Annotated in this window: 7 protein-coding genes; 4 read left to right on the top strand and 3 right to left on the bottom strand. The window is 44.7% G+C overall.

Going from position 1 to position 14,492, the window contains the following annotated elements; genetic code table 11:
- The first annotated feature begins 59 nt into the window (after positions 1-59).
- Entirely contained in the window at positions 60-2,765 is a 2,706-nt protein-coding gene (locus F0261_RS12850) for a TonB-dependent receptor (RefSeq protein WP_171338154.1), read from the top strand.
- Between the two features lie 144 nt (positions 2,766-2,909).
- Entirely contained in the window at positions 2,910-5,228 is a 2,319-nt protein-coding gene (locus F0261_RS12845) for a phytase (RefSeq protein ID WP_171338153.1), read from the top strand.
- 194 nt (positions 5,229-5,422) lie between these two features.
- On the opposite strand, the gene F0261_RS12840 is transcribed toward F0261_RS12845, so the two are convergent.
- The 3 genes from F0261_RS12840 to F0261_RS12830 form a co-directional block, all read right to left on the bottom strand.
- Positions 5,423-5,842, bottom strand: coding sequence for a CBS domain-containing protein (locus F0261_RS12840; protein ID WP_014949170.1), 420 nt, complete (start codon positions 5,840-5,842; stop codon positions 5,423-5,425).
- Positions 5,843-6,022: 180 nt separating this feature from the next.
- Positions 6,023-7,090: an isoaspartyl peptidase/L-asparaginase family protein gene (locus tag F0261_RS12835; protein ID WP_014979078.1), complete on the bottom strand. Its 1,068-nt coding sequence runs from the start codon at positions 7,088-7,090 to the stop codon at positions 6,023-6,025.
- Between the two features lie 148 nt (positions 7,091-7,238).
- Positions 7,239-11,021: an ATP-binding protein gene (locus F0261_RS12830; RefSeq protein ID WP_171338152.1), complete on the bottom strand. Its 3,783-nt coding sequence runs from the start codon at positions 11,019-11,021 to the stop codon at positions 7,239-7,241.
- Positions 11,022-11,263: 242 nt separating this feature from the next.
- Here F0261_RS12830 and sbcB point away from each other — a divergent pair, with 242 nt between their 5' ends.
- Together sbcB and F0261_RS12820 are read left to right on the top strand one after the other, a co-directional pair.
- Positions 11,264-12,694, top strand: a complete 1,431-nt coding sequence (gene sbcB / locus F0261_RS12825; RefSeq protein ID WP_014979076.1) for an exodeoxyribonuclease I — start codon at positions 11,264-11,266, stop codon at positions 12,692-12,694.
- A 127-nt stretch (positions 12,695-12,821) separates the two neighbouring features.
- Positions 12,822-14,477, top strand: a complete 1,656-nt coding sequence (locus F0261_RS12820) for a FapA family protein (RefSeq protein ID WP_014979075.1) — start codon at positions 12,822-12,824, stop codon at positions 14,475-14,477.
- The last annotated feature ends 15 nt before the right edge of the window (positions 14,478-14,492 follow it).

Here is a 14,492-nt window from a genome sequence, read left to right as displayed (position 1 = left end):
TTCACTTACTTAGCACTTATTCAAAACGCCTTTTTACTGCTTAATTAATTGGAAAATAAATGAAAATTAAAACCGCGTACTCTTCTCTAACACTTGCCTGCATAGCGGCAATGGGCCTTAGCGTCGCTACACCTGTTTCAGCTGCTGATGGCGTAATTATCGGTTCAGTAAAAGACGCCGCACAGACGCGCAGCTATACCGGTGCTCAAATTAAGCTTAAAGAATTAGGACTAGTTACTGAAGCAGGCACAGACGGTACATTTCGGTTTCCCTCTATTCCAGAGGGTACTTACACGCTAGAAATTTCTTATCTTGGTGAGGAAACGGTTACGCAAGCGATAAAAGTGACGGACAACGGTATTGCGCGCGCAGCCGTGGAGTTTGGCAGCGGCGATACTATCGATGAGATCTTGGTGCGTGGTCAACGAAGCGGTCAGGCAAGTGCCATAAACCAGCAGCGAACGTCAGATCGTATTTCGTCTATTGTATCCGCAGATGCCATTGGACAATTTCCAGACCAAAATGCTGCTGAGTCGTTACAGCGTTTACCTGGCTTGTCGATTGAGCGAGATCAGGGTGAAGGTCGTTTCGTCGGCATACGCGGTATCGACCCCAACTTGAATAACGTAACCATTAACGGCTTGAATATTCCCTCGCCTGAATCAGGCGTACGTTCAGTAGCCCTTGACGTTATTCCCTCTGAACTCATCCAAACGTTAGAGGTGTCTAAATCGGTAACGCCCGATATGGACGGAGACGCCATTGGTGGTTCAGTCGCGGTGAAAAGTGTGAGTGCGTTTGATAAGGCTCGAGATACCGCGAGCGTTACCGTGCAAGCCAGTCAAAATGATTTACGCGATGAAACCAGCCCAAAACTTTCTGGTACATTTACTAAGAAGCTTTCACCCGAATGGGGCGTGGCTGGCGCTATTTCCTATTTTGACCGAGATTTTGGTTCAGACAATGTTGAAAGTAACGGTGACGATGAGCTTGAGCAACGTCACTACACGATCACTCGCGAACGTTTGGGTAGTGCGTTAAATATCGATTTTCGTCCTGACTTCAACAACCAATACTTTCTTCGCACACTTTACAGTGAGTTTTCTGACGACGAATACCGTCAAGGTAATATATTCACGTTCGATGGCGAAGACTCAGAAATAGAAAGAGAAAGTAAAGACCGCTTTGAAAGTCAGAGTATTTTTACTGTGGCGTTAGGTGGTGAACACCAATTAGATACCTGGAAAGCAAACTGGCAGCTCGGTTATGCAAAGTCTGATGAAGACGAGCCAGATGCACTGTATTACGTATTCAAAACTGAAAATGACAGTATTAACGCAGACTTAAATACTATGCGTCCAACCGTCTCACAAAACGCTGATGCCATGGACTTATCAACCTATGAGGTCGATGAGATCAGCTTTGAAGATAACTACACCAAAGATACCGAAACCAGTATTAATTTCGACGCCGCCCGCCCCATCAACCTTGGTGGCTATATAGGTGAGTTAAAAATTGGCTCGAAATACCGAAGCCGAGAAAAAGACCGCGACAGCAGCATCGCTATTTTTGATGGAGACTTCGACGACCTAGACGCTTCGCAATTCGGAGCTGCCAGTCCAGACTACTCTCTTGATGACTTTGGGCCAGGCCTTAATCGAAGTGAAATGCGTAATTACTTCAACGATAACCGCGACAACCTTGAGTTAGACAGCCTGAATTCTGAGGTGGAGTCTCGCGGCGCGACCTATGTGAATGAAGAGGATATCTTTGCCGCTTATATCATGGGCAGCGTAGATATAAATAAACTTCATTTGGTAGCAGGTGTTCGCTATGAACGTACTGACTTTTCTACATCGGGTATGCGAGTAGAGCTTGTAGAAAATGAAGAAACCGACGTGGAAGAAGTGGTAAATACGCCGTGGGAAGCAGAGCGCGACTACGATCATTGGTTACCCAGTGTAAATGCCAGATACACTGTTTCCGATAAACTTCAGCTTCGTGCTGCCTACACCCAAACTATTTCAAGACCAAAGTTTGAAGATGTAGCGGCATTTCAAATCATCGAGAGTAAAACAGAAGAAGATGATGGCGTATTTGTGACTGAACGAGAGGCGGAAGTTGGCAACCCTGACCTTCAACCTTACGAAGCACAAAACGTTGATTTGTCGATTGAATACTATCCAGGTGACATCGGTGTAATTTCAGCAGGGCTGTTCTACAAGAATATCGATAACTTCGTTGTGTATGCTGATGTTGCAGATACAACCGGTTGGGAAGGTTTTGAAGAAGTCATACAGCCAATTAACGGCGACTCTGCCGATTTAACCGGCTTAGAACTTTCTTGGGTGAAAGCCTTTAACAATGGCTTTATTATTTCCGCCAATGCTACTTTTACCGATTCTGAAGCGACTACCTTCTTAGATGGAGAAAAATTTGAAACCCAGTTGCCAAATCAATCAGACCGTATTGGCAATATCACCATTGGGTACGAAGCGAATGACTTCAGTGTACGTCTAGCCACCACCTATAAAAGCGACAATTTCGAAGAGATTGATGGTGACATGCTCAGATTTGAAGATGACCACGTACAGGTTGATTTCATGGCGCGCTACTACATCAACGACAGCATGCAGGTGTATTTCAACGGCATCAACTTAGGTGACGAACCTTTCTACAACTATTTCGATACGCGCAACCAAAACGCGCAGTATGAAGAATACGGCCGCACGTTCGAACTTGGCTTTACTTGGCAGCTTAACTAGGCAGGTATATCGAAAGTAGTTTGTAAGGTTTGAAGGCCGGCGTTAGTTCGGCCTTCAAACCTACATTTAATAATCTGTAAGCCATGCTTTAGTCGATGCGCCATGCATGGTTTGATCTCAGTAAGTTTCAGGACAATAACAACAATGACCAATCAGCGTCACACCAAAACAGTTTTTAAAACCACATTTACCACAGCGGCGCTTTCAAGCGCACTTTTGACTTTGTTCGGTTGCGCAGCCTCTCACGATACCAATACCAGCGCAGATACCCATGCAAATATCAAGTTAGCGCACAGCGAAAGCCAGCTAATAAAAGCAGAAAGCCAAAACATTGCATTACCGCTAACAAAGCTAAAAAATGGTTTAGGCCTAACTCTGCACTACCAAACGCACGCCGACCATTCTAACACCAATAGCGCTTACAAAGACGCTTACAAAGACACCCATGCTAACAACAATAGCAAGGACGCTCGCGCCAACAACAAACATAAAGTTTACGACGACACCCACGCTATCAACATTAATGTTAACGAACATAAGGGTATTTCACTAAGTAACTCTGAAGGAAAAAAACACTTCATTGCGGGACATTACACCTTAGCACGTGCCGAAGTTGTGGAATCTAATTCAAAACAATGGGTGTCTTTAGTAGTGTTCAATAACAACACCCAGTACATAGAAGTGTATCGCATTAACGCCGCGTCTCTTAAGGTTGACCAACCGCAAACCCAGTTGACCAAAGGTTCTGAAGCCATTTGTGCTACAACATCAAGCGCTGGCGAACTGCAAATTATTAATATCGATGCGACAGGCACACTGAATCAGTATGAATTTCATAACGGGCGTTTTTTATCGCTTAGAGACTTTGCGATAGGTCCAGGCATTAAAAGTTGCGCGATAAATGCCAACACCGAAACGCTATACCTTGCTGACGAATTTGCCGGTGTGTGGCAATTAGATACCGATATTGAAAGTGAGCTAGCAAAAACCCTTACTTTTCACGATCACGATGTTGCCATTGAAGGTGTAGCCACCCTATCTTCAACGACGGTAGATGGCGTGGATATCGCTGCCTGGGTGAGCCCGGATGCCAGCGGGGTATGGCTAAAAACGCCATGTCTTACGCAATTTGTCTCGCTAATGAATACGGCGAACGAAAGTAACTCAGCAGATCGCCAGTTAAAAGCGATCAACAAGTCTACGTTTATTCAGCCTGAATTCGTTCACCTGTCGTCAAGTGAAGAAGGCACACACATTTCTCTTGTTGTTGACGATGACGAATCAGGCGACGTGTTTTCTGCCGCTCTTCCCTCAAAACTAAGCGCAGCTTTACTTAATCGACAATGCGACACCCATATTAAAGCCACCTCGCCAAAAGAAAATTACATAGAGGAAGTGAATACAGATAACAGCGAATCCCAACATGCAAACCTCACTATCAAGGTTAAACCCGATGTTGAAACTGACCCAGTGGAAAATCATGGCGACGCCGCTGACGACCCTGCCATTTGGGTAAACTCGAATGCCCCTTCACAAAGTCGCGTAATCGGCACCGACAAAAAAGGCGCATTGAATAGCTATGACTTAGCCGGCAAGCTAGTGCAAAGCCTTCCTGTTGGCAGAGTGAATAACGTTGATGTGGGATACAAGGTATCTGCGGCAGAAACCAAAGCTCTGCAAAGCGATACGCCACTTATCGATATCGCAGTGGCATCAAACCGGTCGAATAACAGTTTGTCTGTATTTGAAATAGATAAACGCGGCAATATGACTCAACTAGGCCACATAAGCACTACACTCAATGATATATACGGCATGTGTCTGTTTGTGTCAGACGGAGTAGCTCATGTATTTGCTAACGACACCAGTGGCCGCTTCGAACGATATAGCGTGTCTATCGCCCCAGACAAAGCTGTTGATGGACATTTAACACAGTCCTTTTCACTGCCCTCGCAGCCAGAAGGATGTGTAGTGGATACTAAAACGAGCACGGCATACTTAGGTGAGGAAGGTGCTGGTATCTGGGCCCTGGATATAGCAACAAACAGCAATCAGCCTCAGTTCATCGCTGAGATAGAAGCCCCGGTAGAAGCTGATGTAGAAGGTTTGGCACTGTTTAATGTAGATGCACAAACTTACCTAATCGCATCCAGTCAGGGTAATAACAGCTATGCTATCTATCACGTACACAATGAGAACCCTGAAGTCTTGGAACTTATGGGGCTTGTTCAAATAACAGCAGATAAAGCCACGCAAATTGACGGCGTGTCGGAAACAGATGGGCTTGATGTAACTAACGCAAACTTGGGAGGAAGGTTCACCGAAGGGCTTTGGGTAGTACAAGATGGAAGAAACGTCATGCCTAGCGAGACTCAAAACTTTAAGCTAGTTGCTGGTGCCTCACTTAAAGATGCGATCAGAAAATTAGCGAGCGCCAAGCGTGAACGCCACTCACACATGTAACAAATAATACGAAAAGTAAATAAATAAGAAGGAGGCGTTAAGCAAGTTAACGCCTCCTTTCTGGTATATGATAAATGCATGGCGTCGCACTAGCTTCAAGCCGTTCTAACCCAGCGCCGCATCTTCATACATTACGCTACCTGCAGCGCTAAATCCTACCAAGCTAAATTAAAGTGCGTTAGCCCAACCAACGTCTAGCCCGCGCGCTGGTATCCATCATTTAATTGAACATCAATAGCCCGTAGCACTGCCGTTCGATTAATTGAGCCTAACAGTACCCCGTCATCATCAACAATGGGGTAAACTCTCGGCTTTTCCTTTAACAGTAATTGGGCTAACTCTATTACCGACATATAAGGTTTGATAGAAATCACAGGGGTTTTCATGATTTCCCCTACTCTACAAATTTGTTCGCGATAGTAGCTTGACGCAATCATTTGAGCGATACAGTCTTGCTCAGACAAAAAACCCACCACTCTACCTTTGCTATCGAGAACCGGACCACCACTCTGCCCACTGGCTAATAACACCTCGACAGCCTGCGCAACGGGCATATCGACATTAAGCTTCACTGGGTGAGTATTCATATAATCACTGACTTGCAACGATTCCATTTTCAATTCTCCAGCCGTGGCGCCTAATGTGACCGATACTGCGACTTAATTGGCGTTACGGCACTTCAATTATTTTTAACCACATGTGAAAGCACTTTCCCCCCACACTTTAAGATTAGACGTTTCGTTGCATACAAGCCAGCACATTTAACATTAAAATAACAAATAGTTTTTCAGTGATCAGTCTTTGTAAATTGCCACTTTCACTTTACCATTTATGTCAACGCTAGCGCGGTACATACCCGCAGAATTGAACGGCATAGCGACGTTACCTTTAGCGTCAATAGCAATCACACCGCCATCGCCACCGGCTTTAACAAGTACGTCGTTAACTACAGTGTTCGCAGCGTCGTTTAACGTTAAACCCTGGTACTTCATTCGCGCACAAATATCTGCTGCCACGTTGTATCGAATAAAATATTCACCATGTCCTGTGGCCGATACCGCGCAGCTTTCATTGTCGGCATAGGTACCCGCTCCAATAACAGGCGAGTCTCCAATACGTCCATACCGTTTAGCCGTCATTCCGCCAGTGGATGTTCCCGCGACAATATTGCCCTCTTGATCCAATACTACGGCTCCAACAGTGCCAAAGCGCTCATTGCCTTGCTGCGAACCGTAACCACTCGAGACCTGCTGCATACGTGCTTTCGCTTTATCTAAAGCCTGTTTGCGAAACTCGGTATCAAAAACGGTGTTGTCTACCTGTTCAAGGCCGTTTTCTTTTGCGTAATCTTCAGCGCCTCTCCCAGAAAGCATAACGTGTGGAGATTCATTCATTACCAATAACGCAGCCTCTATTGGGCTTCTTATTGTTTTCACCCCCGCAACAGCACCTGCATTTTTACTGCCGCCGTGCATTATCGACGCATCAAGCTCGTGTTCACCGTCGAAGGTATATACCGCACCAATGCCAGCATTAAACAACGGCGAACTTTCAAGAATTTTGATGGTTTCTACTACCGCCACTTCACCTTTTTCGCCTTTCTGCAACAACGCGTAGCCATGCTGCACCGCTTGGGTTAATACGCTTTTGTAGTCCGCTTCTTTTTCTGGCGTCATCGATGATTTTAAAATGGTTCCTGCACCGCCATGAATAGCGATAGCTACGGGTGTTTTTCCTAATTGTTTGGAATCATCCGCTAATACGGGAACACTTGTAATGGCAAACGATGCAGCAAGCGCGCCTATTGCATACAGTGCATGTCGAACTGTATTCGGCTGGCGAAAAATACGAGATGGGTTCAAAAGCTTTACTCCTAATAGCTACGTTTTACGTGCGCGCATAACCTGTGAGATGGTTTGACTACAGATTTCTAGAATCAATTCAACGCGCTCTGTTGATGCGATTTTTACGCGACCTTAGACGTAAGATGACACAATTAGCTTAGGTAGGCTAGGCTACCTCAAGGATCTCTAAGAAAGTATTAAGGTCATCGGTGATGGAAGGGAGTAGCGCTTCAGCGTCTTCCCACTTTTTCGCCTTTGACAATTCCCATAAGCTCTCAAAGTCTCGTTGTAACTGTACGGCACCAATATCTGCAGACATACCTTTGAGCTTCAATGAAAGCACCTGAACCTTTTCGAAGTCTCGACTATCAACAGCCTGCTGAAGTAATTTAAGCTTGTCAGGCGCGCTTCTGGAATACAGGACGCAGACACGAGAAAATAGCGCTTTATCGCCCATTATCCGAGCAATGGCATCGTCTTTTTCCCAACATCCATCAAGCCCCTCTGAATTGTTTTCATAAGCTTGAGTTTTACTGACGTTATCAATTTCAGCCTCCTTCTCCGAGCCCTCGCGAGCGGCAATATCATTAGCTATTTTCGCATTCTGTAACGCGGGATCTATTTCTACTTCAGACTCTGTACTTGTCTGAGCCTCTGTTCTTGAATCCGATAGTGTGTCGCAGTCCATTTCTTTTGAGATGGCACTCAACAAACTGTCAACCAGTGGAGGTTCGCTCGCAGTGATTCCGGTACTTGACCTCGTATCAGTATCGTTAAGCTCTGCACTTGCTAATACCGTTATTTGATGCACTAACCATTGTTTCACTTTAGGAATAAGTACATCGGCCATGACAGGCTTTGTCGCAAAGTCGTCCATACCTGCCTCTAAACATTTCTCTTTTTCGCCGAGCATGGCATTGGCTGTCATGGCAATTATAGGTACATCTTTGTGCATCGCTCCTGCTTTACCTTCTCGTATGGCTCGGGTAGCGTCATAACCATTCATATTAGGCATCTGACAATCCATCAATATGCTGTGAATTCTGCGGCCTTTGCTTTCACATTTCGTCAAGAACGCAACAACTTCCTCACCATCGCTGCAGGTAAACAATTTAACAGGTAAACTTTCCAGCACACCCTTCGCCACCTCGCGATTGATCATATTGTCGTCAACTATCAATAAGTTAGCATTCTCAATAGACAATTGCTGCTCAGTATCGTCTGCTGCCCCTTCTCCGTCTGAGATGTCCTCAGCTTTCCCTTTACCCGATGAGATATCTGATTGGTTTAATGTATATCCCGACAGAGCAGCGTCTAACCCTTGTTGGACAATTGCAAAACTCGACCTGAATAATGGCTTTGGCAAGTAAAGCGGCACAAGGTGATTGAAGTGGAAAGGTGTCCCTTCTAGTTTTTGAAGAATATAAACCACAGGTAACGAACCAGCGTTTTTAGTGGCAGCTTGTGCCTGCCATATATCATCTAGCTCACGAATGAGTGAACTGGCCTCGTCCACAATAATGGCATTAAATTGCGTCCAAGGTACTGTTCCTAACTCAGAATGCTTACCTAATACTTGCGGCTCTGCACCGACGTGTAAGGCCAAACAACAGATGTTTTCTTCTAAAGGTGGATAACTTGCAGAAACACCGATTGTGATCCCATTAAGAAGCATACTTTCGGTTTCCATTGCCATTTTATGCTCGAACGCGCTGTCGTACGTTGTTTCAGGAAGAGTAACGAAAAATGAGAAGGTGCTGCCTATGTCAACCTCAGAGTTGAACGTGATCTCTCCTCCCATAAGCTGGCTCAATTGCTTGCAGATAGACAAGCCAAGTCCGGTACCTCCGTATTGGGTAGCAACAGATGCATCAGCCTGCGTAAACGCGGTAAAAAGTTTGGGCTGGTTTTCTTGTGCTATCCCCACGCCTGTGTCACATACACTGAAATGAAGCTGCTGGGTCCCCGCATCATCATCACTTAACGATACTTGTAGCTTTATATGCCCTTCTTCAGTGAATTTAATAGCATTGTTCAATAAATTACTAAGAATTTGGTTGATTCTGTATGGATCTGAGTTTATTTCCACCGGGGGAAGACCTGTTGTGTCAACAAGAAGCTGTAGTCCTTTAGAAGCTGCCTTAACGGCAAAGACCTTGGCGATAGACTCGATAAGTGCAAGCGGATCAAAATATTGATTATTAATATCAAGCTTGCCCGCTTCAATTTTAGATAAGTCGAGAACGTCGTTAATCAGTACACTAAGGTTGTTGCAGCTAATTTCCATCATGGAAACAAGCTGTTCAGCTTTCTCATTAAGGGGCTGACGCTTAAGTAACGCCAACGAGCCAACTACCCCGTTTAACGGTGTTCTCATTTCGTGGCTAATATTGGAAATAAAAGAGCTTTTAACATTGCTCGCTTTTCGCGCCTCTTGCGTCGCTTCAACAAGTTCTTTCGTCCTGCTTACCACTTTTTCTTCAAGCTTAAGGTTTACCCTTTCTATCGCGTCTTTTGCCTTGCGTTCGTCGGTCACATCTCTAATTACAACAGCAACGCCTGAAAATTGTGATTGTTCACCCCAAATAGTAGACGCGGTTATAAGTAGCGTGCGCTCTTCTTTTTCATCATCGGTGTAACGGGTTGTAAAGGTGCTTTGCTTTCCGCCTTTGGTGAGAACCGGTTCAAGTCCTAATAGAGAAAGCTGCTCAAATGACGAGTAGTGATGATTTAAAATAAGCTGGCTTGGGATCCCGAAAAGTGACTCGGCTGCCATATTCCAACTTTTCACCACGCCAGCAGAATCTACGCTGAAAATCGCATCTTTAGATATAGCGATAATAGCAACGGACTCGCCGCGCACCTTAGCCAGCTCAATGTTTTTAATGTTACTTCGGTGTATGAAGAGTAAAACGCTTACAAAAATTAGCGTAACTACCCCAATTACGCTGTAAACGCTAATCCTCTTCTCATTGATAAGGGCTGCCACTTCTGACTGAGACAATGCCGTATGAAGAAAAAATGGGGCGGTTTGCTGATTTCCATTTATCGTAAATGCACGAGTGACCGTAAACAAAGGTGAGTTTGTCTGTGCGGTCTGTTTAATTTTAGCCCTACCTATTTTCGAAGGGCTTTCGAATTCGCTCGCCCAATTCACCATAGGGTTTAAATCTCTGGAGAAGGACTTATCGCTGTCTGGGTGACTCACAAAAAAACCTTCGCTATCGGTAACAAATAGCAATTGATTACCGACAAGCGTTTGTTTCATTTGCGACAATAGAAACTGGGCGTTTACATTCATGATAATAAAACCATAACGCTCACCAGAGATGCTAAAGATAGGAAGAGAAAGGCGAATAACGCTTTTATAAGGAAACTCGAGCTTTCCACATTCACGGTTCAAATTGATATCTGAAATATAAAGCTCGCCCTTATTGCGCTTAACACTCTCTATGAAGTAACTTCTCGCTGCTTTAGGTTGTAAATCGTTGCCCTTAACTACTAAAACACTTCCTCCGTTTCTTTCCACCCGAATAAACTCACTTCCATCCTCATTAGCTTGAATGATCCTTAATTGATCGATTTCTTCGTTATTTTCGATAAAAGCAACGAAAATCGTTTCTAGTCGCCGCTTCCACTGTTCCAACGTCGTACCGTCTTTGGGGTCTAAATTTTCATTTTCAGTCGCGCGGACGATGCCGCTAATGGGTGGTGTCTGATGTAGGAAGTTAAGCGCATTGATGTACTTTGTCACCTGAGAGTTTGCAGCATTTTCTGCACTGGCCGCACTCTCTTCTAATGCCGTGAAAGTTTGAGATTCAGCCGTCGCTTTAATATTACTTTCGAACAAACCAACAACAAGTACAACAAGCACTGTTGCAAGTACTAACGCTAAGCCTAAAGTACTCTTAGCTTCACTGATGGATGAACTGGATTTAAGGAACGACAAACAGGGCAATATCCGTATAAATTTTGATAACTTAAAGCTAGTCTTCATTTTGTTACTGCGCAAGTTTCGCGCAATACATCAAAACACAAAATGTTCAAAAAAAGACAATGATTAACGCGTTTTTTTAGGTCTTGCCGATGGCTAGCAAATAAATCACTGTTCATATTAACGCCAGCATTTGGTATTCAATTTCTCGCGGTGTACACTGCCATCAATATTTCTCTAACATCGCAATAGTGGTTATGCACGCACCTACATTTTTGTGGCACGATTTTGAAACCTTTGGCACCAGCCCACAAAAAGATCTCCCCTGCCAATTCGCTGCAGTAAGAACTGATATGGATTTAAATGTGATTGGTAAACCCATAAATATCATGAGCGCCATTGCGAATGATTATTTACCACATCCAGAAGCGTGTTTGGTGACCGGCATAACACCGCAGCAAACCATTCGCGACGGTTCTAACGAAGCTGACTTTGCCGCGCGAATTTATCAGGAAATGTCGACGCCAAATACCTGTAGTGTGGGCTTTAATAGTATCCGATTTGACGATGAAGTTTCCCGCTACCTGTTTTATAGAAACTTTTACGACCCATATTCACGTGAATGGCGAAATGGCAATAGCCGTTGGGATATAATCGATTTAGCGCGAGCGTGCTATGCACTGAGACCCGATGGTATTAATTGGCCACGCCGAGAAGATGGTGCACCAAGCTTTAAACTTGAGGCGTTAACTGCTGCTAATAATATTGGCCACGAAAACGCTCACGATGCTTTGAGTGACGTCTACGCCACAATAGCCCTTGCTAAACTGATAAAAGAAAAGCAGCCTCGTCTTTTCGATTATGCGCTGTCGTTACGCAGTAAACACACGGTTATGCAGCAAATTGAGCTCACTAAACCATCGGTATTGCTTCATATCTCGTCTAAACTCCCTGCCTCTCAAGGCTGTTGCACTTGGGTTATGCCTGTGGCAAAGCACCCAACCAACAGCAATGCATTTATCGCTATTGATTTATCGCATGACATTGACAGTTTAGTGAATGACACACCAGAAGAGATTAGACAGGCGCTTTATGCCCCGTCAGATACATTTGACGATGCGTTAGAAAGACCAGGGCTTAAGCTCATTCACGTCAACCGCTCGCCGTTTATTACCACAGCTAAAGCAATGACAGAAGACAATGCCGGGCGACTAGGACTGGATCGCGAGCGATGCTTAGACAATTACAAAGTACTTGCCAGTATGCCCGAACTCGCCACTAAAATCGTAGATGTCTATGATGACGACATTCAAAGTGGTGAACTGGATATAGATCACGCGCTATATAGTGGTGGGTTTCTTAATGAAGAAGACAGAAGGTGGTGTGAGCGTGTAATTGAAGCACAGCCCGATGATTTAGCCACTCTGAGTGAAAAAACACAGCACGAAGGGCTCAGAAAGCAGCTATTTCGATACCGCGCTAGAAATTATCCTAATACGCTGACAGCAGATGAAATGACCAGGTGGCAGCATCATCGCCAAGCTCGCTTGACTGATTCAGCTTTTCACGGCTCAATCACATTAGAAAACTATATGATGCGGTTGGAATCACTGGCGCATGAATACAGCGACAATCCTGAGAAGCAGGCCATTTTACGCGCACTTTACCAATATGCTGAAAACCTTTGACGGGCGTTTTAGAACGCCTTAAATTAGTACATGAAAAAAATAGACAGGCCGAGAACAAGTCAACGTCAAGTAATCGATAGATGCCGCCGATAAAAAGAATACACGTGCGCAAGGGAATAAAGAAGTTATGAATGGCGTAACAATAAGCTTCGACAAATCAAGAACCTACATTAACTTACAGTTAAACCCTTCTGATTTCACGTCAGAAGTTGATAGTAGGGAAATAAGAAAGCAACTAGAGAGCGGAGAAACTAAGCGGCTGTATGTTTCTGAAAAAGCGTTAAAGTCGGCCTGTGATACAGCTAATCATTATTTCAAGACGGGTGATAGCACTGTCGTTCAGGAACGCATTGGCGAGCGCAAAAATGCTGAAATTGAATTTCGCATTCCCGAGGATGGGATGCAGGCGAACCTTGTGCTGACCACACCCTTTGGCGGTAAACTTCCCTCATTAAGTACCGTTAAATCTTTAGCAGTAAAAAACAGAATCATTCGTGGCTTAAGCACCAAAACCATTGAATCTATGCTTACCCAAGCAAGGCAGTCTCCTCCAGGCACAGTATTAGAACAAATTGTCGCGAAGGGCCTACCAGCTAGAAATGGCAAAAACTCAAAGTTTATTCCTCTAGTACCAAACGCACTTGAAAGGGTGTTAAAACCCCAGACGGGTGATGGCGAGCGCGTGGACATGCGTAATTTAGGCGAAGTTATTTGCGTTAAAGTGAACACGCCTGTGCTGAGAAGAACCGAGCCAACTCAGGGCCGTTCTGGCTTCGATATCAAAGGGAATAAAATTCCAGCCGTTGCGGGCGAATGGGTTAACTTTAAAATGGGCAGCGGCACCGTGGTGTCCGACAGCGACGCCAATTTATTAATATCTGCAATTTCTGGTATGCCGAAATACCGAGACCAGATAATGAACATTGACGACACCTTCATTTGTAGCGGCGTGAACGTTGGCTCTGGGCACGTGAATTACGAAGGTGCAGTATTGGTAAACGGCGACGTTACAGAGAAAATGCAAATCAAGGCCGCTGGTGATGTAACCATTAACGGCTTTGTGGAGTCGGCGTATATCGAGTCTGGCGGCGACATCATCATTACCGAAGGCGCGATGGGAAAAGTTAACGATACCCAAGGTGAATTCCAATGCCAACTAGTCGCAGCCGGCAGTATCCACGTTCAACACGGTCAAGGCATTGATATACAATGTAGCGGTAATATTACCGTTGGTCGTCAGTTGGCGTATAGTCGCCTGCGTTGCGGCGGCGCAGTCATAGTTGGACAAATTGATAAGCCCATGGGAAATCTATTTGCTTGTGACATTATCAGCCAAGATCGCGTTGAAGCTGGCACTTTAGGCGCTGTATCTGGCAGTACGTTGAAAGTTGATTTTAGCCCGGGCTTTAACCAACTGTTAGAGCGCAAAGACTCTTTAGATGAATTGTTGAAGCAAATTCGCGAAAACAATCTTAAGCACAAAGAAAAGATTAACCTAATTCAAGGTAAGAAAGTGCCTAAAGAGCTTCAACGTAAAGTAGCTGAAGCCTTAGAGCTTTTTAATAATGAGAGCGCATTGCTGGAGTGGCTTGAAAATAAAGCCAACGACGTCAAAGCAGCGAAAGAAAACTACCAGTCTGATATAAAACTTATCGCAAACAAACGCCTTTATCCCGGGGTCTCGGCGAAGCTTAATAACCGAAACTGGCGTTCTGAGCGAGAATACGACAGGGCGCAAATTCGTTACGATTCGCACCAATGGCACTACGACCCTTTAATTTAACCGAACTAGTTCACT

The sequence above is a fragment of the Alteromonas sp. 07-89-2 genome (genome assembly GCF_013113925.1).
GTDB classification, from domain to species: domain Bacteria; phylum Pseudomonadota; class Gammaproteobacteria; order Enterobacterales; family Alteromonadaceae; genus Alteromonas; species Alteromonas macleodii.
Note: the sequence above shows the minus strand (reverse complement) of the source record. Positions and strands in the feature narration are given on the sequence as shown.

Coding starts and splice junctions, on each gene's coding strand:
- F0261_RS12850 (WP_171338154.1), top strand. CDS start 60: ATGAAAATTAAAACCGCGTACTCTTCTCTAACACTTGCCTGCATAGCG.
- F0261_RS12845 (WP_171338153.1), top strand. CDS start 2,910: ATGACCAATCAGCGTCACACCAAAACAGTTTTTAAAACCACATTTACC.
- F0261_RS12840 (WP_014949170.1), bottom strand. CDS start 5,842: ATGGAATCGTTGCAAGTCAGTGATTATATGAATACTCACCCAGTGAAG.
- sbcB (WP_014979076.1), top strand. CDS start 11,264: ATGCACGCACCTACATTTTTGTGGCACGATTTTGAAACCTTTGGCACC.
- F0261_RS12820 (WP_014979075.1), top strand. CDS start 12,822: ATGAATGGCGTAACAATAAGCTTCGACAAATCAAGAACCTACATTAAC.